Origin of the sequence: Lentzea sokolovensis (assembly GCF_033949975.1) — a bacterium.
Lineage (GTDB): Bacteria > Actinomycetota > Actinomycetes > Mycobacteriales > Pseudonocardiaceae > Lentzea > Lentzea sokolovensis.
Map to the genome: position 1 here is coordinate 182650 of NZ_JAXAVU010000019.1, position 22266 is coordinate 204915.

Sequence of the window (22266 nt, forward strand, 5' to 3'; positions counted from 1 at the left end):
ATGTGGCGGCCGGAGACCAAGCAGCGAGCGATGCTGCTGCTCGCGGTGTTCCTGCCCGCCCTCTACGCCTTCACGCTGTTCTCGTCTCCGACCGAGGTCGTCGCGGCCGTGACCGCGCTCGCTCTCGCGTTGATCGTGGTCGTCGCGCTGGTGCCGCGGTCGGTGGCACCGGCGCGGTCGCTCTCGATCCGCGAACGAGCCCAGCGTTCAGCTCAACTGCGGCTGCGAAACCCTGACGCCGCAGGCAAATCCCGTCCCCGAGCACCGGGATGCAGGACGTTCTGACACGTCCCGCACTTCCCTGACTCAAGACGGAGAAACACACCTTGTTCGCTGACCTGGGCGCTGCCCTGGCGAGCTTCGGCATGCCCGCGCTCGCCATCGTTCTGTTCACGATCGTCGTGCGGCTCGCGCTGCACCCCTTCTACCGCGCGGCCGTGCGGGGCGAGAAGTCCAAGGCCAAGCTCGCGCCGGAGATCCAGAAGCTGCAGAAGAAGTACGGCAAGGACCTGATGCGCTTCTCGGAGGAGTCGCAGAAGGTCTACAAGCGCAACGGCATCTCGATGTTCGCCGGCATGCTGCCGATGCTCGCGACCGTCCCGTTCTTCATGGTCATCTACCAGGTCGTGACGACGCCGAACCCGTTGCTGGACGGCACGTTGTTCGGCATTTCGCTCGGCTCGCACTTCACGACCGGTTTCGCGTGGGTGTTCTTCGTGCTGTTCGGGCTGCTCGCCGTGGTCGCCTATCTGACCGTGAAGTGGCAGCAGTCGCGGATGACCACCACGCCCCAGCCGGGGTTCATGACCGGGCTGGTCAAGGTGCTGCCGTTCGGGACGATCCTGGTGGCCGCGTACCTGCCGCTGGCCGCCGGGTTGTACCTGCTCACCACGACGACGTGGACGATCGCGGAACGGGCGTTGCTCTACCGCATCCTGAGCTGAAGCTGGGCGATGAGCCGGACGAGCGGGTCGTCCAGATCGAGGTCGATCCGCTTGAGCCGGTACCTGAGCGTGTTCGGGTGGACGTGCAGCCGGTCCGCCGCGGCGCGCACGTCACCCAGCGCGTCGAGGTAGGTCAGCAACGACTTCGCGAGTTCCGGGTCGAGCGCGTCGATCCTCGGATCGCGGATCCGCGGATTGTCCTGCAGCAACGCCAGAATCTCGCTCACCAGGACCTGGGAGCGGACGTCGGCGAGCGTCGCGACCTCGGCATCGAGGTCACGGGCCATCGCGTCCAGCACGCGTTCGGCCTCCTGGCGGGAGATCTGCGCGTCGTCCAGTGTGGACACCGTCGAGCCGACCGCGGCTTGGACGGCCGTGTGCAGGTGACGGCGTGCGGTGGTGACGATCTCCCTGGTCAGGCTCAGGAGTTGGGCGTTCGGAGCGAGGTCCGGCAGCAGGACGTAGGTGCGGCCGCCGGACTCGCTGACCAGCGCGCTGCGCCGGTACGCCGCCGCGTGCACCGAGATCAGCCCGGTCATCTCGGCTCGGCGCAGTTCGTGTTCGCTGCGGTCACCTTCGGCGCTGCGCACCGCGAACACCACTACCGCCGCGGGTTTCTTCGGGTCGGCGCCGATCTGACCGGCGACGGTGGCGGCGTCCATGCGGCCGGTGAGCAGGGCGGCCAGGAGGTTCTCGCGGAACCTCGACGTGGGCTGGTTGCGCTGCTGGATCAGGTGCGGGGCGGTGACGCGGGCGGCGCCGAGCAGTGCTCGTTCGGCCTGGTCGGTCAGCGGCTGGTCGCCCTCCTGCACCCAGATCGTGCCGAGCGGCTGGCGGCCGGCGTGGATGCCGACGGCGATGCGTCTCCGGATGCCCAGTTCAGGGCGTTCGTCGATGCGGACGACCTCTTCTCCTGACCGGAGGAGGTTGTAGACACCCCACTCGCGCAGCATCTTCAGGTACGGCTCCGGGCCCTGACGGCCGAGGATCGAGAGCCGGCGCAGTTCGTCGACCTCGTCGGACGAGCGGGAGTAGGCGAGCACGCGGCTCGCGGTGTCCTCGATGCTGACGATGCCGCCGGTCAGGGTGGCAATCGTTTGCGCGAGCGCGAACAGGTCGCCGAGGACCTCGCCGTCGTCGGTCGTGGTCGTCAGGACGCCCTTGGCGAGCGACTCCAGGTGGCCCCAGCGGACCTCGGGGCGGACTTCGAGCAACGCCACTCCAGCGTCCATCGCCGCCTGTTCGAGGGCTTGTGACGACTCCTTGACCGCGACCGCGGCGGCTTTGGCTCGTCCTGCGGCCCTGATCAGCGGCAACGCGGCCCGGCCACGAGCGCCGATGAGCAGTGCGAGGTCACCTTGAGCCACGTCCGGCGGGTCGTCCGGATCCATGATCACCACATCGCGCACGTCTACCTCCAGGCCGTTGGGGGCAACCTGCAGTTCGACGAGCGGGTCGCCCAGCGCGATGAGGATGTGGCGGAGGCTCATAACTGTTCGATCGTACATCTGACCTGGTGAATCTTGGCGTTTTGCACAACCGAGGCCAGGTCACGCGGACTTACGGTTTGCGTACCGAACAAGCCCATAAGGAGTTGCGAGTGGACGCGGTCACCCAGGTTCCCGCCCCGGTCAACGAGCCGGTCCTGCAGTACGCCCCCGGTACCCCGGAGCGCGCTGAGCTGCAGGCCAAGCTGGTCGAGCTGCAGAAGGAGCCGCTCGATCTGACGCTGACCATCGGTGGCGAGCAGCGCATGGGTGGCGGCGAGCGTTTCGACGTCGTCCAGCCGCACAACCACCGCTCGGTCCTCGGCACCCTCGCCGGCGCGACCCAGCAGGACACGACCGACGCGCTGCGGGCCGCCCGCGAGGCCGCTCCGGCGTGGCGCGCGATGTCGTTCGACGACCGCGCGGCGATCATCCTGCGCGCCGCAGACCTGCTCGCCGGCCCGTGGCGGCAGACGCTGAACGCCGCCACGATGCTCGGCCAGTCGAAGACCGCGATCCAGGCGGAGATCGACGCGGCGTGCGAGCTGATCGACTTCTGGCGCTTCAACGTGCAGTTCGCCCGCACCCTGCTGGCCGAGCAGCCGATCTCCTCCCCCGGCGTGTGGAACCGCACGGACCACCGTCCGCTGGAAGGTTTCGTCTACGCGATCACGCCGTTCAACTTCACGGCCATCGCCGGCAACCTGCCGACCGCGCCCGCGCTGATGGGCAACGTCGTGCTGTGGAAGCCGTCGCCCACCCAGTCGTTCGCCGCGCACCTCACCATGCGCCTGCTCGAAGAAGCCGGCATGCCGCCCGGCGTCATCAACCTGCTGCCCGGTGACGGCCTCGCGGTGTCCGAGGTGGCGCTGAGTTCCCCCGACCTCGCGGGCATCCACTTCACCGGCTCCACGCCGACGTTCCAGAAGCTGTGGGCGCAGGTCGGCTCGAACATCGCGAACTACCGCTCGTACCCGCGCATCGTCGGCGAGACCGGTGGCAAGGACTTCATCCTGGCGCACCCGTCGGCCGACCCGGACGTGCTGCGCGTCGCCCTGATCCGCGGTGCTTTCGAGTACCAGGGCCAGAAGTGCTCCGCCGCGTCGCGCGCCTACGTGCCGCGCTCGGTGTGGAACAAGATCAAGGACCAGTTCCTGTCCGAGGTCGACGCCCTGACCTACGGCGACGTCACGGACTTCTCGAACTTCGGTGGCGCGGTGATCGACCGCCGCTCGTTCGACAAGCTGTCGGGCGTGCTGCAGGCCGCTCGCGCGGACTCGTCGCTGGAGATCGCCGCCGGCGGCACCGCTGACGACTCCGACGGCTTCTTCGTGCGGCCGACCGTTCTCATCGGTTCGGACCCCACGAACTCCGTGTTCACCACCGAGTTCTTCGGCCCGGTGCTCGCGATCCACGTGTTCGAGGACGCCGACTACCTGACCGTGCTCAAGCAGATGGAGAGCGCGGCGCCCTACGGTCTGACCGGCTCGATCATCTCGCGTGACCGTGCCGCCGTGGCGCACGCGCAGGAGGAACTGCGGTTCGCCGCCGGCAACTTCTACGTCAACGACAAGCCGACCGGTGCCGTCGTGGGCCAGCAGCCGTTCGGCGGCGGCCGCGCGTCCGGCACGAACGACAAGGCGGGGTCGGTCCACAACCTGCTCCGCTGGGTCAGCCCGCGCTCCATCAAGGAGACCTTCGCGGCCCCCACCTCCCACCTCCACCCGCACCAGGGCTAGATCCGGCCCTTCTGAGTGAGGGGAACGTCCATGCGCCACAAGTGTTTGGACGTTCCCCTCACCTTTCACACCCTGAGGACGTGAACCATGTTGCGCTCCAGCCTTCTCTTCGCGGCCCGCAACGCGAGCGCCCGCAAGCTCGTCGAGTCGACGCCGCTGACCCGGCCCGTCGTCGAGCGGTTCGTCGCCGGTGCCGACGTCTCCTCCGCGATCCGCGCGACCGCCGAGGTGCTCGGCGACGGCCGTCTGGTGACCCTTGACCACCTCGGTGAGGACACCTTCGAGGAGTCGCAGGCCAACGACACCGTCGAGGCGTACCTGACGCTGTTGTCACGGCTGGAGTCGCACGGACTCACCGAGGGCGCCGAGGTGTCGGTCAAGCTGTCCGCCGTCGGTCAGTCGCTGGCGATCGACGGCGAGAAGATCGCGCTGGAGAACGCCCGTCGCATCTGTGCCGCCGCCGCTGTCGTCGGCACGACCGTGACGCTGGACATGGAGGACCACACCACCACGGACTCGACGCTGGACATCCTGCGCGAGCTGCGGGTGGACTTCCCGTGGGTCGGCGCGGTGCTGCAGGCCTACCTGAAGCGCACCGAGCAGGACTGCCGCGATCTCGCGTACTCCGGTTCGCGCGTGCGGCTGTGCAAGGGCGCCTACCAGGAGCCTGCTTCCGTTGCGTACCAGGACAAGCACGACGTCGACCTGTCGTACGTGCGGTGCCTGAAGGTGCTGATGGAGGGGCAGGGCTACCCGATGGTGGCCTCGCACGACCCGCGCCTGATCGCGATCGCCGCAGACCTGGCGTCCGCGCGCTCGAAGGACACCTACGAGTTCCAGATGCTGTACGGCATCCGGCCCGAGGAGCAGCGCCGCATCGCCGCCGAGGGCAACCGCATGCGCGTCTACGTCCCGTACGGCGACGAGTGGTACGGCTACTTCATGCGCCGCCTCGCGGAGCGTCCGGCCAACGTGGCGTTCTTCGTGCGCTCGCTGCTCACGAAGAGCTGAGCTCCGCGGCCGTTTCGAGAGCGAACCGCAACTTCACCGGCTCACCTGCCTCGCGGAAGACGTCAGCCGCGCGGTGGGTGAGCCGAAGTGCTTTCTCCGTCTCGTACTTCGTCTCCGCGCACAGCCTTCCGTAGATCGTCAGCGCGTCGCCGTAACCGGCGTGGCGGTCGAGGTCGAGCCCTGCCATGTGCCACAGCACGACCGCCGTGTGCGCGGTGTTGCGCGCCTCTTCTTTCCGTTCCGCGCCACGGAGTCTGCACACGTGCTGCTGGAGGGCCGAGAGGTAGACGGTGGGCGCCGTCCTCGCCTTCAGGGCCTGGCAGACGCCGACCGCGAACTCGGACATCCGCAACGCGCGGACGTGATGGTCCGCTTCGGACAGTGCGCGGGCCGTGTTCTGCAGCGGTGGCGCCAGTGTCGCGCCGAAGAACTCGACGAGCTGCGACGGCAGGCGGTGGCAGAGTTCGAGGCACTCGTCGGCGGTGTGCAGTGCCTGCGAGTCCTGGTCGTGCAGGAGCTGCTGCTCGACGAGCATCGCGAGGGCGATGACGAGGCCTGCCTGGTTCCAGACGAGGTCCTCGGCGGCCAGTTCCCGGTACACCTCAACGGCTTCCTCGGCCGCGCCGACGTCGCCCACGACCTTGGCGACGTTGAGCAGCGCGGCGCCCAGGCCCTTGCGGTCGCCCGTCTCGCGCCAGAGCATCACGGCCTCGCGAGCGGTGAGCGCGGCGTCGATGTCGTCGGCCAGCTCGCTCAGAGCCTGGCTGCGCTGGGTGAGTGCCTCGGCGAGGTCGGTGCCGAACGTCTCGGGGTTGGCGACGGCGAGGCGGCGGAAGAGGTCGATGGCCTCCTTCAACGTCTCGCTGGCCGCTTCGGCCCTGCCCAGGTCGACGAGCATGGTGCCCGCCGCGACGAGGTTGCGGGCCAGTTCCGGTTCGAAGCGCGGGTCCTCCTGGGCGAGCACCCGCCAGTTCGCGATGGAGAGCTGCATCGAGTCGGCCGCGTGCTGCTTGTTGCCCTCGACGTGGAAGCGGCGGGCCATCGCGGCGGCGACCCTGGCGAAGTCGGCGCGGAAGAGCGCCGGGTGGTTCTTCGCGAGCTCCTGGAAGAGCAGGGTGGCGCGGCTGATGGCGGTCATCGCGTCCTCGTCGCGGCCGAGCGTCTGGTAGCGGTAGCTGATCTGCTCCAGGGCGGACGCGAGCTGCGGAATGGTCTCCGGGTCGTCCTCCGCGATCTCGCGCCAGAGGTCGATCGCCTCCTCGGAGACGGCCAGCACCTCGTCGTTGCGCTGGGCGTTGATGAGCCGGAGTCCCAGGTCCCCCAACGCGTCCGCGAGCAGCGGCCGGTTCTCCGGGTCCTGCCTCGCGAGCTCGCGGTAGCACTCGACCTCGGCCTGGGAGGCCTCGACGGACTCCTGGCGCAGGCCGCACAGCATCGTGCGGGCGCTGAGCATGCCGTACATCTCGGCGCGTTCGAGGACGTCGTCGGCGCGGTCGATCAGCCGGTGGGTGAGGATCGACGGGATCGCGTCGGTGGCGAAGCGCTCGTCGCGGAAGATCTGGCGCGCGATGGTCTCCAGGGTGGCGAACGACCCGATCTCCGCGGCGATGCGGAGGCTGTCGCGGGCCATGTCGCGCACGATCTCCGGGTTGCCCGTGACGAGCTCGTCGAGCCTGGGCCTGAGGTTCGGCCAGCGGTGGGCGGCGCGGGCCAGCAGGTCCGGGTCCGGGGTGTCCGGGGTGGCGACCGCGAGGTAGTCCTCCGCGATGCGGCCGGTCTTGCGGCCGTCGTCGCGTTTGAGGAGTTGCCGCACGAGCTGGGTGCGGTTCACGTCGCACGGGTCGCCGTGCACCACGGTCAGCGCGGCCATGTGCAGGTCGAGGAGCGTTTCCCCGGCGATGTTCGGCGGCGGTTCGTCTGGCGCGGTGACGGTGAGGTGCTTGGCGAAGTGCTGGCAGGCCAGCGTGAACGACTCGGCGCGGTCGTCCAGCGTCGAGGCCAGTTCGAGGGCGGTGACCTCGTGGTCGAAGTCCGCGATGCGCTGCCGGGTGGAGGACCACCACCAGCCCGTGGTCCTCGCCGCCAGCAGCACCCGCGTGCGCACCGGCCCGTGCCGGAGCGTGTCCTGCAACTGCACGAAGACGTCATGCCACCGCAGGCGATCGGCGTCGTCGATCACCAGCAGCCTGCCGTGCGCGTCGTCGTCCCAGAGCTCCTCCCGGAAGTGCTGGAGCAGCCTGGTCTTGCCCGCGCCCGCCGGGGCGTGCAGCAGCAGAGACGCCTGCGGCGCGGGGCTGTCGCGCCACAGCGTGAGTGTGCGCAGTTCGGATTCTCTGCCGTGAAAGGGGACCACCTGGTGGGTGGGATCCAGCAATGCGGCGACGCTGAGTGCTCGGTCCACGGCTTCATAGTCGGCCGGTGACCAGGCGAGGGATAGCAAGACCACACCATCGTGGCCTTTTCCCGTTTTTCCTTCACTCCATTGCCTACTGGCTTGGAGAAGCTCCAACAGCTACCCGCGACGGGCCAGGTGGTGACGGTAGCTCTCGTACTCGCCGACGAACTTCGTCCGGATGCGGGCGAGCTCCAGGACCTTCGACAGCGTGTCCTTGTGGCCGATGAAGTCGGCGCCGGCGTAGTGCGCGCCGTTCAGGCCACCGATGATCCGGGCCCGCAGCGGCATCTGCTTGCGGGCGTACTCCTTGCGGAAGAAGCTGCCGGGAGCCATCCGCTGGCGGATCGCGCTCTTCACGTTCTCCGTGACGTCGCGCTCCGCGATCCAGTCGAACTCGGTGACGTTCTGCTGCAGGCTGCCCCTGAACCGCTGGTTGGAGCGGGGGTCGAAGACGTCGATGATCGAGAAGTGGCCGCCGGGCTTGAGGACCCTCGCCACCTCGCGGAAGAACTTCTCGACGTCGGGGTAGTTGTGCGAGCTCTCGACGTTGATGACGAGGTCGAACTCGCCGTCCTCGAACGGCAGGCTCTCCGCGTCGCCCTCGACGTAGGTGAGCCGATCGCCACGCGCGAGGATCGCGTTGGCCCTGCGGATGGCCGCACCGGAGATGTCGAGGCCGACCGCCCTGGCCGGGTCGACGAGGCGGGTGAGGAAGTTGAGGCCCTCGCCCATGCCGCAGCCGACCTCGAGGACCTTGAGGGTCTTGAAGTCGTTCGTCGTGTACGGCAGCCCGCGCAGGGTCTGGAAGTAGAGCTGCTCCGAGAACCCGTCGCTCACGCCCGCGTTGAAGTTCGGGCGCAGGCCGTTGAGCTCGTTCAGCAGTTCGGGGCAGTGCATGCCCCAGTTCCAGAAGTCGCCTGTCCGCGACCACGACGCCACGTCGTCGTAGACCGCCGAGACAGCGCCCTTGAGCTGGGCCGCGTCGGGGATGCCGGCGTTGAGGTCGCGCAGGCCGGTGGCCGCGTTGCCGTTGGTCATGAGAGCTCTCCCAAGGTGAGCGTTCCTTGGTTTGGCACTGTGGCAGCGCTCCCACTAGGGGAATGACCTGTGGTTCGGTGCAAACGTTTCCGGTCCTTGGTTCAGTCTGGACTGAAATTGTCAGACCTGTTCGGCACAATCCCAGGTGTGCTGGTCGCTCTGGTTGCCGAGGCGGACGGTGCGGGACGGTGGCAGAAACTGAACGATGACGGGACGCCTTCTGGTCCCGTGATGACAGCTTCGTCGCTCGCCTCGGCCGTCGCGTCGCTGGAGCGCGCCCACAAGCCGCGCTGGGTGTGGGCGGACACGTCCGAGATCTACCCGGTGCTGCTCTCGGCCGGGGTGCGGGTCGACCGGTGCTGGGACCTGCACCTGACCGAGGCGTTGCTGCTCGGCGTGGAGGGCCGGCATCGCGAGCCGAAGGAGCTGCCGGGAGCGTTGGCCCGGCTGCTCGGGCTGCCCGCTCCTGCCGACGTCGGGCCACCCAAGAAGGACGACGCGCTGACGTTGTTCGGGCCGGAGCCGGTGACGCTGCCGGGCGACACGGACGAGCTGGCCGCGTTGTCGCTGGTTTTCCGTTCGCAGCAACGGAATCCGGCACTGGGGCTGCTGATCGCGGCGGAGTCGGCATCAGCGCTGGTGGCGGCGGAGATGACGCACCACGGGTTGCCGTGGCGGGAGGACGTGCACAACCGGTTGCTGGAGGAGGTCCTCGGGCCGCGCCCGGCACCCGGCCAGCGGCCGAAGTTGTTGCAGGACCTGGCGGATCAGATCCAGGAGGCGTTCGGCGGGCGGGAGATGAACCCGGACGCGCCGGCCAGCATCGTGCGGGCGTTCGCGCGGGCGGGCATCGAGGTGCCGTCCGCGCGACGGTGGGTGTTGAAGAAGGTCGACCACCCCGCGGTGAAACCGTTGCTGGACTACAAAGAACGCGCACGGCTGTGGGTTGCGCACGGCTGGTCGTGGCTCGACACGTGGGTCAAGGACGGGCGATTCCGGCCGGATTACGTCGTGGGTGGCGTCGTCACCGGACGCTGGGCGTCGCGTGGCGGGGCCGCGTTGCAGATCCCGCGGCTGATGCGGCAGGCGGTGATCGCCGACGACGGGTGGTGCCTCGTGGCGGCGGACGCGTCGCAGCTCGAACCGCGGATTCTCGCTGCCCTGTCAGGGGATTCGCGGTTGATCGAGGTCTGCGGGGACGACGACCTCTACGCGTCGCTGGCGGAGGACTCGTTCAAGGGCGAACGGCCGCGGGCGAAGATCGCGATGCTGTCGGCGATGTACGGCGGCACCTCCGGCGAGGCCGGGCCGCTGCTCGCCGTGCTGCGCAAGAGGTTTCCGATCGCCGTCGGCTACGTCGAGGACGCCGCGCGCGCCGGTGAGCAGGGCCGGATGGTGCGCACGCGGCTGGGCCGCACGTCACCCACGCCGTCGGCGGCGTGGCAGGAGCTGACCGGGGGCGCCGACGAGTCGGGTGAGTCGTCGAGCTCGTCGCGGCAGGCGGCGCGCAACTGGGGCCGGTTCACCCGGAACTTCGTGGTCCAGGGCAGCGCGGCGGACTGGACGGCGGCGTTGCTGGGCGTGCTGCGCAGCCGGTTGCCCGCCGACGCGCACCTGGTGTTCTTCCAGCACGACGAGGTGCTGGTGCACTGCCCGCTCGCCGACGCCGACGCCGTCATCGAGGCGATCGCCGAGGCCGGGCGCGAGGCGACGCGACTTCTGTTCGGCGGGACAGCGGTGCGCTTTCCGATGAACGCGGTGCCCGTGACCTGCTACGCGAACGCGAAGTGAGTCCAAACGAGACGCTGCGCAACCTGGTGCGATCTGGGGCGTTAGTCCGAACGGAGGCTTGTTCTCACCCCGTGAGAGCGCTCTCATAAATGGACTGCACCCGTGACAAGGAGGTCACCCGCGCATGAGGCAACGACGCCGCATCCTCGCGGCCACGACAGCTCTTATTGCCGCGGTACCCCTGGCGATCGCCGCCATGTCCGCCAACGCTTCGATCCCACCCCCTGCCGCGGGATGGACGCAGGTGTGGGGTGACGACTTCAACGGTTCCAACGGATCGCTGCCGTCGAGCTCCAACTGGATCATCGACACCGGCCACGGCTACCCCGGCGGACCTGCCAACTGGGGCACTGGCGAGATCCAGAACTACACGAACAGCACGAACAACCTCAAGCTCGACGGCGCCGGCAACCTGCGCATCACCGCCCTGAAGGACGGCGGGGGCAACTGGACGTCGGCGCGCATCGAGACCCAGCGCTCCAACTTCAAGCCGGCACCCGGCGGCAAGCTCGCCATCGAGGGCCGCATCCAGATGCCGAACGTGACCGGTGAAGCCGCACTGGGCTACTGGCCCGCGTTCTGGACCCTGGGCGCGCCGTACCGCGGCAACTACTGGAACTGGCCGGGCATCGGCGAGTTCGACATCATGGAGAACGTCAACGGCATCAACTCCGTGTGGGGCGTGCTGCACTGCGACGTCGCTCCCGGCGGTGCCTGCGGCGAGTTCACCGGCATCGGCAACTCGCGGGCGTGCCCCGGCTCGTCCTGCCAGTCCGCCTTCCACACCTACCGCTTCGAGTGGGACGACGCCGCGAAGACGTTCACGTGGTTCGTCGACGGCCAGTCGTTCCACCAGGTGACGCAGGCGCGCGTCGGTGTCAACGTGTGGAACGCGATGACGTCGCACGCCGGGCACTTCATCCTGCTCAACCTGGCGATGGGCGGCGCGTTCCCGAACGCGCTGAACAACAACCAGCCGACCCCTGTCGCGGCCACGCAATCCGGGCACTCCATGGTCGTGGACTACGTGGCCGTGTACTCGGCTGGTGGCGGGACCACCACTCCCCCGACGACCACGACCACCACGTCGAACCCCGGCGGTGGGGGTTCCGCGTACAGCGAACTGCAGGCGGAGAACGCCTCGGAACGCTCCGGTGGTTCGGTGGCGCCAGGGGATGGTGGTTCCGGCGTTCACCAGATCGCGAACGGCGGCTACCTGAAGTTCTCCGGCGTGAACTTCGGCTCCGGGCCTGCCCGCCAGTTCCTGGCGCGCGTGGCCTCCGGCGCCGGGGGCGGGGTGAGCGGCCTGGTCGAAGTGCGACTCGGATCGCGCACGGCGACTCCGGCGGGATCGTTCGCGGTCGGCAACACCGGTGGGTGGGACGCGTGGAGAACGATCCCCGCGAACATCTCGAACATCTCCGGCACGCACGACGTGTACGTGACGTTCACGAGCGGCCAACCGGCGGCTTACGTGAGCGTGAACTGGGTGAAGTTCGGCCTCTGACCCCCTGAGCGCGGGGGCCGGTTCGTCCGCTAGAATGTCATCCGTACGACACGGATGATTAGCTCAGCGGGAGAGCACTACCTTGACACGGTAGGGGTCACTGGTTCAATCCCAGTATCGTCCACTTGAGAGAAGGGCCCGTCTGGCGACGGGCCCTTCTTCTTGTTCTAGCCCAGGTTGTCGCCGTGGGTCAGCGTCTCCCACGACACGAACAGGTTGTGGCGTACCTGGCGTCGCGCGTCATGTACCAGGCCAGCGCGTGGCTGTAGGCGGCGATGGCGTCTTCGCGTTCGTCGGTGCAGCCGTTGTTGGGGTTGGACACCGGACCGCACTCGACCACCGCGCGTGGGTGCGTCGTGTACGACGGGGATGCGTACCGGGAGCCCATCATCGCGTTGTAGGCACGCTTTTGCGGTTGGGCACCGGCGTTGACGCGGGTGCGCATGACGTCCAGCTGGCCCTTGCTCACGAGCACGCCGGGGTGGGGTGCGGCGACGGAGTTTTGTCTTGCCTACCACTGATGACACGTTTGCAGGGACCAGAAACAGGTCCGGTTCTCTCATGTAGCTGAGACAATGGGCCGGTGTACGCCGAACGTCCTGCTCCCGCGGGTCTGGCCTGCCTCTGGACGCGCACGGTGCCCGCGCCGACCGTGCAGCGGGTGGTGCCGGACGGCTGCACCGATCTGATGTGGGCGCCCGCTACCGGTGCTTTGTTCGTGGCCGGTCCGGACACTTCGGCTCAGCTCGCCGTGGTCGCTCCGGGGACGTTGTACGGCGTGAGGTTGCCGCCGGGGGCGTTCCCGTCGGTGTTCGGGGTGCCCGCGCACGCCGTCCGGGACCTGCGGGTGCCGTTGTCCGACCTGGTGCCTGCCGCACGGCTCGGTTCGTTCTCCGAGATGGTGGCGTTCTGCGCTTCGCGGGTGGTCGTGGATCCGGCGGTGGCCGCGACGGCTTCCCTGCTGCGTTCCGTGGACGTGGCGTCGGCGGCGTGGGAGATCGGGCTGAGTTCACGTCAGCTGCGGCGGCGGTGCCTGGACGCGTTCGGATATCCGCCCAAGGTGTTGCAGCGGGTGCTGCGGTTCGACGCGGCACTGCGGCTGGCCTGGGACGGCGTGCCGTTTTCTGCCGTTGCCTTCGAGGCCGGCTACGCGGACCAGGCTCACCTGGCCCGCGAAGTGCGTGCGTTGGCTGGGGTGTCTCTGGGTCAGCTGATCCGGCCGTAGCGGCGCAGGGTCAGCAACGCGTCGACCGTGGTGATGGAACGCCACTCGAAGTCGACGAGCGGGGTGAAGGCGGGGAAGCCGAAGTTCCAGCCGCCGTCCTCCTGCTGACCTCGCTGGAGTTCGTCGAGGTCTTCGGCGAGTTCTTTCTCGGTGAACCAACCGCAGGCGAGGCTGGTGGGTTTCTGCGCGTAGGTGTGAGGTTCGAGCGCTTCGCCGTCCGCGTACCCCTCGGTGCTCGGCTGGAGGTGCTTGAGCTTCTCGGCGGCGAGTTCGGCGCGGGACCGGTCCGGCACCTCGTCCAGGAACATCGCCGCTGCTCGCAGCTCGTACGGGTGGGTGTTCTCGAGCTTCTCGATCTCCTGCCAGCAGTAGTTCGTGGCCTTGTCGAGCCACGAGTGGGTCGTGCCGAGCGCGTGGAGAGCGGCGGCGATCTGGGCGGTCAGGAGAAGTCCGCCCTGGTCGTCGGCGGCGACCCAGGGTGCCTTCGGGTGGTCCTTCGAGGTGGACATGCCGAACGGGACCGAGCCGTCAGGGCAGGTGTTCTCGAGCCAGCGCAGGATCGATTCGGCCTGTTCCGGGGCGTTGACCTCGACGAACACCTGAAGGGCGCGCAGGGCGTGCAGCGGCTGGCTGGTGGGACCGCGGTGGTCGGGTTCGAGGCCGTACCCGTAGCCGCCGTCGTCGTTGCGGTAGGCCAGCACGGCCTGGACGACGTGCTCGGCCTTCCCACCGTCGAAAGCGTGTTCGAACCAGCGCTGTTCCAGCGTGCGGGCGTTGAGCCAGAGGAAGTTCCTCGCCTGTTCGATCATGCCTCGAACCTATGCCGGTCACGGAGCGAGGTCTTGAACGAATCGGCCATGTGACCTGATCAGCTGATCCGTTCGACTCCGCAGGGAACCGGTCCTATGCGAAAATCCTCTAACAGGGGTGTGGAGTTCTGAGGGGAGCTGGCCAGGATGCTGATGTTCGACGCACTCGTACCCGTCGTCGGAGCAGCGGCGGGTGCCGCGGCTGGAGTGGTCGCGGGTGCCGGCGGCGGAGTCGTGAGGTTCAGCGTCGACCCGGACCAGGCCCACAAGATGATCGAAGGCTTGAAGAAGGCCATCGAGCGGCTGATGGAACTGGAGACCGAGAGCGGCCAGATCCAGACCGCCGGCGCCCCCGGTCCTGACCCGTTCAGCGGTTACGCGACGCTCGCCATGCGCAAAACGGCCGGCACCGAGTCCGGCGGTTACCGCTGGGCGAATCGGGAGGCTCAGAAAGCGCTGGAGCTGACCATCAAGAACATCGAACAGCAGCTCGCCAACTACCAGAAGACCGATGAAGCGGCGCAGTCCGCGATGAAGGGCTGACACGATCTTGAAGCGCATGACCGCCCTGCTGACCGCCGTGCTCGCCTTCGGTGCATTGGCCGGGTGCACGAGCACTCAGACCGGTGGCAACCCCACGACGGCTCCGCAGACCAGCACCGACCAGACGAGCAGCGATCCCACCAGTACCGGTAGCGGTCCAGGTCTCAGCATCGCCAAGTACCTCAGCGACCCGTGCAGCATCCTCACGGCGAGCCAGGTCACCACGCTCGGGTCGGTGCGTGCTCCCGAACCCGGTTCCTCCGCGCTCGGCCCGAACTGCGCCTGGAAGGGCCAGGACGTCATCAAGAACTCCCGGTACACGGTCAACGTGACCGAGAAGAAGCCGTTCGACGAGATCGTCGGCAACCTCAAGGGCAACCCGGTCTTCACCGACAAGAAGATCGATGGCGTCCGGGTCATCGTCACCGACGCCATCGACGGGGAACTGGCCTGCCAGGCGTCTCTCCAGGCGTCGGCGACCGACTCGGTCACGGTGCAGGTCGGTACCGCCGCTGACGAGCGGGCCACCAAGAAGGCCTGCCCGGAGGCCGAGCGAGTAGCGCAGCTGATCATCACAAACCTGAAGGGGTAGCGAGATGGCTGGGGATGAGCCGAACATCGGCGGTTTCGCAATGCTCCCCTTCGCGGGCGGCGAAACGATCTACAAATGGTTTGAGAACGGCAAGGGGCCTGGTCAGAGCACCTCTGTCACCTCGCAGTCCTGGCGCAATCTCTCCAGTGGGCACGGGGACGTCGCCCAGTTGATCGAGAAGGCCGTGCGCGACTCAGGTGCTGCTTGGGAGGGCTCTGCGGGTGACGCGGCCCGTGGAAACACCTCGCCGCTCGCGACCTGGGCGACGGTCACCGGTGAGTCGGCGACCCAGGCCGGCACGACCGCCGACACCGTCGGCAGCGCGTACGTCGACGCCAAGAACGCGATGTCCATGCCGCCGACCGTCCCCGACAAGCCGTTCCTGAACGACTGGCGCCCGTGGGACACCGACTACGACAAGGCGCTGGAGAAGAACCAGCAGGTCAGCGAAGCGAACGTCCGCGCGTTCAACCAGTACGCGGGCGCCGTCAACGCGAGCATGGACAACCAGCCGACGTTCATCGCGCCGACGGCTACCGAGGGCAACCTCGAAGAGAGCAAAGAGCCCCCGATCCCGCCGGTCACCCCGCCGAAATACGGTGAGCCGCCTCCCATCGGCAGCAACCCGCCCGGCGGCGGTGGCGACCGGAACGGTTCGGACGACTCCCAGCTGTCGTCGTGGAAGCCTCCCGGCTCCAACGACGACACCAGCACCGCGGGCGTCGACGACCGGTTCACTCCGCCGCCCACCGATGACGGCGGGCGGCGTCCGCCGCCCAACATCGGCGTCCCGAACCAGCCGCCGGACGGCGTGTTCAACCCGAACGACCCGCGTCGTCCCGGTGGCCCGCTCGACCCCAACAACCCCCGCAACCGTCCCGGCGGTCCTGGCGGGCCCGGTGGCCCCAACGGTCCCGGCGGTCGTGGTCTGGGCGGACCTGGCGGTGGCGGTGGTGCCGGCGGCGGTCGCGGTGGCGGTGGCCTCGGTGGACCCGGTGCTGGCGGCCTCGGTGGCGCTGCGGCGGCCAAGGGCATGGGTGGTCCTGGCGGTATGGGCAGCGGCTTCGGTGGCGCGTCCGGTGTTGCCGGTGACGGTCGTGGCGGTGCGGGTGGCTTCGGGCCGTCCGGTGCCGGTGCGGCGGGTGCCGGTGGCCGTGGTGCGGCGGGCATGGGCGCCGGAGGTATGGGCGCCGGTGGCGGTCGCGGTGAGGGCGAGGAGGACAAGGAGCACAAGTCCGCGTCCTACCTGCAGGAGACCGAGGACATCTTCGGCGACGGAACGATGGTTGCTCCGCCGGTCATCGGCGGATAAGGGGGAATCGTGCTGCGGAGCAGGGTCGCAATCCCTGTCACGGCGCTCTATCAGGCGTGGCAGGCCGCGGGCCTGCCGACGATGCACCGTGCGCTGATCGCTCAGGTCGACTTCGACGAGGATCTCCTCGAGTCGGGCGACGTGAGCGAGCTCGAACGGTTGCAGCGGTCGGCGTGGGCGCAGCTCGAGCAGTACGGGCTCGCGCGCGGCGGTCAGATCCACCCGGATCTGACGAACGCGTTGCGGCTCGTGGTCGAGGCCGGCGTGGAGTACTGGGCGTTCTTCAGCTTGAAGGACGGCCCTCAGCAGAGCGTGCTGGTCGTGTCGAACGGCCAGGACGCGCTGCGGATCGTGCTCACCCAGGACCAGCAGTTCGTGCTCGAACCGGTGCGCGCGGACGAGGCACCGCAGGCGTTGGTCGGCGCGTTGCCGCCCACGCCGGCGGGCAGGGGCAACCCGATCACGCTGCCCGAGGAGGCGCTGCAGCAGAAGCCGCGGCAGTCCTACGAGGACACCGGGTCGTTCATGCAGCAGAGCAGGCCGACGAGCACGCCGAACGACCAACTGGTCGCGCAGCTCAACGAGATCATGAGCCAGCCGCGCACGGGTGGCGGCCAGGTGTTCTCGGCCAAGCGCGACCACCTCGGTCGCAAGCAGCGCTGCGTCAACCCGCTCACGTACATCGACACGCCGAGCGGGCGGTACCTCGCGGCCAAGAGCGACGGCTGGCTGCGGGTGCAGCCGGCCGACTTCGGCACGCTGGCACGGATGACCGCCACCATGCCGTAACAGGCGAAGAAGAACCGCCACGTCGGCCGGGTCGCAACTGCGGCCCGGCCGACGTCGTTCAGGAGAACCGCAGCGCGTCCGGCCCCAGGTCGGCCGGGCTGCGGTGACCAGACAGCCCGAGCGTCAGGTCGAAGTCCGCGAGCAGGCTGCGCAGCACGTGCTTCACGCCGACCTGGCCGCCGTGCGCCAGCCCGTAGGCGAACGGCCGCCCGACCATCACGGCCTTGGCGCCCAACGCCAGCGCCTTCACGATGTCCGCGCCGGTGCGGATCCCGGAGTCGAACAGCACGTCGACCTGCTCCCCCACCGCCTCGACGATCGACGGCAGCGCGTCCAGCGAGCCGACCGCGCCGTCGACCTGACGCCCGCCGTGGTTCGAGACGACGACACCGTCCATTCCGTACTCGACGGCCTTGCGCGCGTCGTCCGCGTGCTGGATTCCTTTCAGGACGATCGGTCCGTCCCAGTGCTCGCGCAGGAACGCCAGCTGGTCCCACGACTTGTCGGTGCCGGTGAACAGCTGCACCCACCGCAGGATCGCCATCGGCAGGTCCTCCTCCGGCGACTTCTGCAGGCCTGCGCGGAAAACCGGGTCGCTGAACGGGATCGCCGTGCCCACCCCGCGCAGGAACGGCAGGTAGGCCTGGTCCAGGTCGTGCGGCCGCCACGCCAGCGTCCACGTGTCCAAGGTGACGACCAGCGCCGTGTACCCGGCCTTGCGCGCCCGATCCAGCAGCGACGCGCACACGTCGGGGTCGTTCGGCCAGTAGAGCTGGTACCAGCGCGGCCCGTCGCCGGACGCTTCGGCGACCTCCTCGATGGTGTGCGACGAGGCCGTCGACAGCACCATCGGCACGCCGAGTTCGGCTGCCGCCCGCGCGGTCGCCAGCTCGCCGTCCGGGTGCAGGATCGACTGCACGCCAACGGGTGCGAGCATCACCGGCGCCGGCAGCTCGGTGCCCAGCACGGTGACGCCGAGGTGCCGTTCGGTCGCGTTGGTCAGCATCCGCGGCACGATCCGCACGCGGTCGAACGCCTCGCGGTTCGCGCGCACGGTGGCGCTCGAGCCCGCGCCTCCCGCCACGTACCAGAACGGGCCCGGCCCCAGCCTGTCGCGCGCGGACTGCTCCAGCGCGTCCGGATCGGTGGTGAACGGCGGCACGGCGCCACCGAGCCCCTGAAGATAAATCTCGTTCTGGTACCCGGCGAAGGAGGTCATGCCGCCTACTTTGCTACGAAGCGAGCTGCACGAGGAAGAACTCGTTGCCGAAAGGGTCGCTGAACCAAGTGGCCCGATCACCCCACGGCATGGTCTCCGGCGCGCCCTTCACCCGCACCCCCTTCCCCACCAGCCCGGCGACGTCGCCGTCGACGTCGTCGGTGATGAGCGAGATGCCGCAGCCCGTCGCGAACGACACGTTCGGCGCGTCCGCCAGGGTCAGCGCGAACGCCGTCCGGGCGCCGGGAGGAGCGACAGTCAGCCAGCGCATGCCCGCCTCGTTGCTGTCCTGCCGCTTCTCCCAGCCCAGCACGTCCACGTAGAAGGCCAGGGCCTCGTCGAGATCGCGGACGTTGATGGTGACCGAGTGCACATGAGTGATCATGCGCGGAACGCTAGGCCCGTGCTGCCGCCGGGCGCTTCTTCGAAACTGCTCGACGGGGCCAGCGCGACTCCAGCCAGATGGCGACGGGCGCGGCGGTGACCACTGTGGACACCGTGCCCGCCACCAGCCCGATCAGGAGTGCGGTGGCGAAGTCGGCCAGCGAGCCGTCGCCGAGCACCAGCAACGCCGCGAGGACGAAGAGCACTCCGATGCCGGTGTTCACGGTTCGTGGCACGGTTTGGACGACCGCGTCGGACACCACGTCCGGGTACGAGGCCTTCAGGCGGGACCCGCGCAGTTCGCGCAGGCGGTCGAAGACCACGACCGAGTCGTTGACCGAGTAGCCGATCACGGTCAGCAGGGCCGCCAGGAACACGCCGTCCGCGGTCTTGCCCAGCCACGCGAAGATGCCGACCAGCACCAGCACGTCGCTGAGCAGCGCGGCGACGGTGGCCACGCCGAGGCGCCAGTCGAATCGGATGGCCAGGTAGCCGAGCTGGGCGGCCACCGCGATGGCGAGGCCGATCACGGCGTTGCGGCGCAGTTCGGACGAGAGCGACGGGCCGATCAGCTCGTTGCTCGACTGGCGGGCGCCGCCGTCGACCGCCGAGCTCACCACCTGGCCGATCCGCGCGGACTGCGCCTCGTCGATCGGGCCGGTGCGCAGCGAGACCTCGTTGCCCGACGACGAGACGACCACGTCGGCGAAGCCCGCGTCACCCAAGGCGGTGCGCACGCGGCCCGCGTCCACCGTGCCGCCCGCGGCGAAGTCGAGCATGCGGCCGCCGGTGAACTCGACGCCCAGGTTCAGACCGCGCGCGAAGAGACCGGCGAAGGCCACGAGCACCACGGCACCCGCGCTGATCAGCCACAACGACGGACGCCGGTACAGCACGACGGACAGGCGCTGACGGACCCAGCCCAACGTGTGCAGGCCGCTCAGCTGAGGATGCCGGCCGACGAAACGGGTTCCGAGGGCCCAGACCACCAGGACGCGCGACAGCACCAGGGCGCTGAACATCGACGCCAGCACACCGATGGTCAGCGTGACGCCGAAACCGCGGACCGGGCCGGTGGCCAGCCAGAACAGCAGACCGGCTGCCAGCAACGTCGTCACGTTCGAGTCGGCGATGGCGCTCAACGCGCCGCGGAAACCGTTCTCGGAGGCACGGCGGAGATTGGGTTTCCGGGCGTACTCCTCGCGCGCTCGTTCGAAGATCAGGACGTTCGCGTCGACCGCCATGCCGATCGCCAGCACGAAGCCGGCCAGACCCGGCAACGTCAGCGTCGCCCCCACCGCCAGCAGTCCGGCGTAGGCGACGCCCGCGTAGCCGACCAGGGCGACCACGGCCAGGAAGCCGGCCAGGCGGTAGGCGAACATCAGGAACAACGAGGTCAGCGCGATGCCGATGATCGCGGCCTTGGCGCTGGCCTCGATGGCCTCGGCGCCCAGCGTCGCGCCGACGGTGCGCTGTTCGATCACCTCGACCGGCACCGGCAGCGCGCCGGAGCGGATGACCAGGGCCAGTTCCTTGGCCTCCGGCTGGGAGAAACGGCCGGTGACCGTGGTCGCGCCACCTGCCTGACCAGCACCGCAGGGCGTGTCGAGGCTGACCTCCGGTGACGAGATCGGCTTGCCGTCGAGCACGAACGCGATCTGCCGGCCGGGAGTGCCGGACGGCTCGCAGGCCGCCTCGCCGGTGACCTTCTGCCAGGTCTTCGCGCCATCGCCCTGGAACTGGATGTTGACCACGAAGCCCGCGCCCTGCGGGTTGCGCGTGGACTGCGCGTCGGAGATGCCCTCGCCGGTCATGACGGTCTGGCCGTTGCGCTGCACGGTGAGCTGCGCGGTCTGGCCGAGGACCTTCACCGCCTCGGCGGGGTCCTGGACGCCGGGCAGTTCGACGACGATGCGGTTCTCGCCGGAGCGGGCGATCACCGGTTCGGCGACGCCCAGAGCGTCGACTCGGCGGCGCAGAACCTCCAGCGAACGGTCGGCGGCGTCGGAGTCGCCCTTGGCTTCGAGGACGATCTGGGTTCCGCCACGCAGGTCGAGGCCGAGGCGGGGATCTGTGGTGAGCAGGAGAAAAGCGGATGCGACGAGGACCCCGAGCGCTATGAGACCGCGCACGAGAAGACCCCGGCGCGCGTTGTCGCGCGACATGGGTGAGTGAGCCTTCCGAAGAGGGTTGCTGGAAAAGGAGATTCAGCGACCGGAAGGCGGTGAACGAGCAGGCTGCGGAGTCCAGCGGATGCCCTCGGGCGTGCGGTGCACGCGCCGGGCGAAGGCGACGACGAACCGCATCGGCATCGCGGGCTTCGCGACGGGCGGCACGTCGGACGGCACCTGGGCCTGCGGGACCTGGGCTGCCTGGAGGTTGTGCGGTTTGGGCGTGGTGACGGGCAGGTTCGCGAAGTCGTGGCCGTGCCGGATGACAGCGCCGGAAACCACGGGCTCGGCGGGCGCGGCGACGATGAACAGCTGTCCGAGGAACAGCAGAAACGCGAGCGCGACCGCGTTGCGACGCATCACCGCTTCCTGCCTCCACCGACGTAGACGAGCGCTCCCCCCACGACAGCGCACAACCAGGAAAGCACAAGTGGCTGCATCGTGGTGGCCCCGAAGAACAACGCGACGGTCCACCCGACCAGGATCAGGGCGGAGGCGCCGAGCAGGGACACCGTCACGGCGAGCTTGCGCAGGCTGAACAACAGCTTGAACGGACGCAGCCGCAACGCCACGACCAGGCAGCACAGCACCAGCGCGCCGGTGAAGAACCCCAGGTAGGGCGTCGGCCGGGGCATGCCGGCGATCAGCGCGAGTAAACCGCCGCCGATCAGCAGCAACGAGAGCGTGCGCAGCGAACGCCACACCTGCACCTTGTTCAACTGCAGCTGCACTGGCCGCGACGATCGCCGCCGTTGCACGGTCGCCAGGTTCGCCTTGGAGTCCGCGTCGGACGGGTCGAGCTTGATCGCCGACCGGTACGCGTGCTCGGCGGTGCCCCAGTCGCGCATGCGCAGGGCCGCGTCGCCGAGCACCTGGAACGCCCGCGCCTCGGTCGGCGCGAGTTGCGAGGCGTGCAGGGCCGAGTCGAACGCCTCCACGGCGCCGTCCGGGTTGTCCGCGAGGACCTCGGCGAGCACGACGTAGCAACGCCAGTCGCCGGGCTTGCGCCGCACGGACTCCCGCGCCGCGACCGCCGCCTCCTGGTGCCGGCCGAGGTCGCTCAGCGCCAGGGCCGCGAGCCGCTGCGGCCAGGCGGGCTCGCCGTCGAGCACCATCGCGCGCTTCGCCGAGTCGAGCGCCTGGTCCGCCTCGCCCAGGTCGAGGTGGGCGGCGGCGAGCCGGCACCACGCCTCGGCGTGCCGAGGGTTCGCCGCCACGAGGGGCCGCAACAGGTCGATCGCCTGCCGCGGCTTCCCCGAGGCGGTGAGCTCGGCTGCGCGCAGCAGCACGGCTGTCATCGGCTCGGACAC

General features: G+C 69.1%; 21 protein-coding genes and 1 tRNA gene. 12 read left to right on the forward strand and 10 right to left on the reverse strand.

Annotated elements, in window-relative coordinates:
* Together SK854_RS47490 and SK854_RS47495 are read left to right on the forward strand one after the other, a co-directional pair.
* Entirely contained in the window at positions 1–285 is a 285-nt protein-coding gene (locus tag SK854_RS47490; protein WP_319981798.1) for a DUF6412 domain-containing protein, read from the forward strand.
* A gap of 41 nt (positions 286–326) precedes the next feature.
* Positions 327–944, forward strand: a complete 618-nt coding sequence (locus SK854_RS47495; RefSeq protein ID WP_319981799.1) for a YidC/Oxa1 family membrane protein insertase — start codon at positions 327–329, stop codon at positions 942–944.
* On the opposite strand, the gene SK854_RS47500 is transcribed toward SK854_RS47495, so the two are convergent.
* Positions 926–2434, reverse strand: coding sequence for a PucR family transcriptional regulator (locus SK854_RS47500; protein ID WP_319981800.1), 1509 nt, complete (start codon positions 2432–2434; stop codon positions 926–928). The two genes, SK854_RS47495 and SK854_RS47500, sit on opposite strands and share 19 nt — an antisense overlap.
* Before the next feature lie 110 nt (positions 2435–2544).
* Here SK854_RS47500 and pruA point away from each other — a divergent pair, with 110 nt between their 5' ends.
* Positions 2545–4170, forward strand: a complete 1626-nt coding sequence (gene pruA, locus SK854_RS47505) for an L-glutamate gamma-semialdehyde dehydrogenase (RefSeq protein WP_319981801.1) — start codon at positions 2545–2547, stop codon at positions 4168–4170.
* Positions 4171–4257: 87 nt separating this feature from the next.
* Complete coding sequence (locus SK854_RS47510; protein WP_319981802.1) at positions 4258–5181, forward strand: proline dehydrogenase family protein; 924 nt, start codon at positions 4258–4260, stop codon at positions 5179–5181.
* On the opposite strand, the gene SK854_RS47515 is transcribed toward SK854_RS47510, so the two are convergent.
* Both SK854_RS47515 and SK854_RS47520 read right to left on the reverse strand, forming a co-directional pair.
* Positions 5168–7582: a tetratricopeptide repeat protein gene (locus SK854_RS47515; RefSeq protein ID WP_319981803.1), complete on the reverse strand. Its 2415-nt coding sequence runs from the start codon at positions 7580–7582 to the stop codon at positions 5168–5170. The two genes, SK854_RS47510 and SK854_RS47515, sit on opposite strands and share 14 nt — an antisense overlap.
* 111 nt (positions 7583–7693) lie before the next feature.
* A complete protein-coding gene (locus SK854_RS47520) occupies positions 7694–8614 on the reverse strand; it encodes a class I SAM-dependent methyltransferase (RefSeq protein ID WP_319981804.1) in 921 nt (306 codons plus the stop codon).
* Positions 8615–8773: 159 nt separating this feature from the next.
* On the opposite strand from SK854_RS47520, the gene SK854_RS47525 reads away from it, so the two are divergent.
* From SK854_RS47525 to SK854_RS47535, 3 genes are all read left to right on the forward strand, one after another.
* Positions 8774–10405, forward strand: coding sequence for a bifunctional 3'-5' exonuclease/DNA polymerase (locus tag SK854_RS47525; protein ID WP_406601917.1), 1632 nt, complete (start codon positions 8774–8776; stop codon positions 10403–10405).
* A gap of 124 nt (positions 10406–10529) precedes the next feature.
* Positions 10530–11912 (forward strand): carbohydrate-binding protein, encoded by a 1383-nt coding sequence (locus tag SK854_RS47530; RefSeq protein WP_319981806.1) that lies wholly within the window; start codon positions 10530–10532, stop codon positions 11910–11912.
* Between the two features lie 52 nt (positions 11913–11964).
* A tRNA-Val gene (locus SK854_RS47535) sits at positions 11965–12036 on the forward strand.
* A 66-nt stretch (positions 12037–12102) separates the two neighbouring features.
* On the opposite strand, the gene SK854_RS47540 is transcribed toward SK854_RS47535, so the two are convergent.
* Positions 12103–12387, reverse strand: coding sequence for a hypothetical protein (locus SK854_RS47540; RefSeq protein WP_319981807.1), 285 nt, complete (start codon positions 12385–12387; stop codon positions 12103–12105).
* Positions 12388–12495: 108 nt separating this feature from the next.
* Between SK854_RS47540 and SK854_RS47545 the strand changes: the two genes are divergently transcribed.
* Complete coding sequence (locus SK854_RS47545; protein ID WP_319981808.1) at positions 12496–13137, forward strand: helix-turn-helix domain-containing protein; 642 nt, start codon at positions 12496–12498, stop codon at positions 13135–13137.
* Here the strand turns inward: SK854_RS47545 and SK854_RS47550 are convergent.
* Entirely contained in the window at positions 13119–13946 is an 828-nt protein-coding gene (locus SK854_RS47550) for a prenyltransferase/squalene oxidase repeat-containing protein (protein WP_319981809.1), read from the reverse strand. The genes SK854_RS47545 and SK854_RS47550 overlap by 19 nt on opposite strands.
* Before the next feature lie 147 nt (positions 13947–14093).
* Here SK854_RS47550 and SK854_RS47555 point away from each other — a divergent pair, with 147 nt between their 5' ends.
* Genes SK854_RS47555 through SK854_RS47570 form a run of 4 tightly spaced genes read left to right on the forward strand, consistent with a single transcriptional unit; the run spans position 14094 to position 17182 of the window.
* Positions 14094–14489: a hypothetical protein gene (locus SK854_RS47555; protein ID WP_319981810.1), complete on the forward strand. Its 396-nt coding sequence runs from the start codon at positions 14094–14096 to the stop codon at positions 14487–14489.
* 16 nt (positions 14490–14505) lie between these two features.
* The gene (locus SK854_RS47560; protein WP_319981811.1) at positions 14506–15081 is read left to right on the forward strand and encodes a DUF3558 domain-containing protein; all 576 of its coding nucleotides are present in this window, start codon (positions 14506–14508) and stop codon (positions 15079–15081) included.
* Between the two features lie 4 nt (positions 15082–15085).
* The gene (locus SK854_RS47565; RefSeq protein ID WP_319981812.1) at positions 15086–16393 is read left to right on the forward strand and encodes a PPE domain-containing protein; all 1308 of its coding nucleotides are present in this window, start codon (positions 15086–15088) and stop codon (positions 16391–16393) included.
* A gap of 9 nt (positions 16394–16402) precedes the next feature.
* Positions 16403–17182, forward strand: coding sequence for an ESX secretion-associated protein EspG (locus SK854_RS47570; protein ID WP_319981813.1), 780 nt, complete (start codon positions 16403–16405; stop codon positions 17180–17182).
* A gap of 58 nt (positions 17183–17240) precedes the next feature.
* On the opposite strand, the gene SK854_RS47575 is transcribed toward SK854_RS47570, so the two are convergent.
* The 5 genes from SK854_RS47575 to SK854_RS47595 all read right to left on the reverse strand — a co-directional run bounded on the left by SK854_RS47575 (position 17241) and on the right by SK854_RS47595 (position 22266).
* Complete coding sequence (locus SK854_RS47575; RefSeq protein ID WP_319981814.1) at positions 17241–18401, reverse strand: lactate 2-monooxygenase; 1161 nt, start codon at positions 18399–18401, stop codon at positions 17241–17243.
* A gap of 13 nt (positions 18402–18414) precedes the next feature.
* Positions 18415–18786, reverse strand: coding sequence for a VOC family protein (locus SK854_RS47580; RefSeq protein WP_319981815.1), 372 nt, complete (start codon positions 18784–18786; stop codon positions 18415–18417).
* A 10-nt stretch (positions 18787–18796) separates the two neighbouring features.
* Complete coding sequence (gene secD, locus SK854_RS47585; protein ID WP_319981816.1) at positions 18797–20917, reverse strand: protein translocase subunit SecD; 2121 nt, start codon at positions 20915–20917, stop codon at positions 18797–18799.
* Positions 20918–20992: 75 nt separating this feature from the next.
* Complete coding sequence (locus SK854_RS47590; RefSeq protein ID WP_319981817.1) at positions 20993–21316, reverse strand: hypothetical protein; 324 nt, start codon at positions 21314–21316, stop codon at positions 20993–20995.
* Positions 21316–22266 (reverse strand): tetratricopeptide repeat protein, encoded by a 951-nt coding sequence (locus tag SK854_RS47595; RefSeq protein ID WP_319981818.1) that lies wholly within the window; start codon positions 22264–22266, stop codon positions 21316–21318. Before SK854_RS47595 ends, SK854_RS47590 begins: the two co-directional genes overlap by 1 nt.

Coding starts and splice junctions, on each gene's coding strand:
- SK854_RS47510 (WP_319981802.1), top strand. CDS start 4,258: ATGTTGCGCTCCAGCCTTCTCTTCGCGGCCCGCAACGCGAGCGCCCGC.
- SK854_RS47520 (WP_319981804.1), bottom strand. CDS start 8,614: ATGACCAACGGCAACGCGGCCACCGGCCTGCGCGACCTCAACGCCGGC.
- SK854_RS47575 (WP_319981814.1), bottom strand. CDS start 18,401: ATGACCTCCTTCGCCGGGTACCAGAACGAGATTTATCTTCAGGGGCTC.
- SK854_RS47580 (WP_319981815.1), bottom strand. CDS start 18,786: ATGATCACTCATGTGCACTCGGTCACCATCAACGTCCGCGATCTCGAC.
- SK854_RS47530 (WP_319981806.1), top strand. CDS start 10,530: ATGAGGCAACGACGCCGCATCCTCGCGGCCACGACAGCTCTTATTGCC.
- SK854_RS47500 (WP_319981800.1), bottom strand. CDS start 2,434: ATGAGCCTCCGCCACATCCTCATCGCGCTGGGCGACCCGCTCGTCGAA.
- SK854_RS47590 (WP_319981817.1), bottom strand. CDS start 21,316: ATGCGTCGCAACGCGGTCGCGCTCGCGTTTCTGCTGTTCCTCGGACAG.
- SK854_RS47550 (WP_319981809.1), bottom strand. CDS start 13,946: ATGATCGAACAGGCGAGGAACTTCCTCTGGCTCAACGCCCGCACGCTG.
- SK854_RS47490 (WP_319981798.1), top strand. CDS start 1: ATGTGGCGGCCGGAGACCAAGCAGCGAGCGATGCTGCTGCTCGCGGTG.
- SK854_RS47555 (WP_319981810.1), top strand. CDS start 14,094: ATGCTGATGTTCGACGCACTCGTACCCGTCGTCGGAGCAGCGGCGGGT.
- SK854_RS47560 (WP_319981811.1), top strand. CDS start 14,506: ATGACCGCCCTGCTGACCGCCGTGCTCGCCTTCGGTGCATTGGCCGGG.
- SK854_RS47565 (WP_319981812.1), top strand. CDS start 15,086: ATGGCTGGGGATGAGCCGAACATCGGCGGTTTCGCAATGCTCCCCTTC.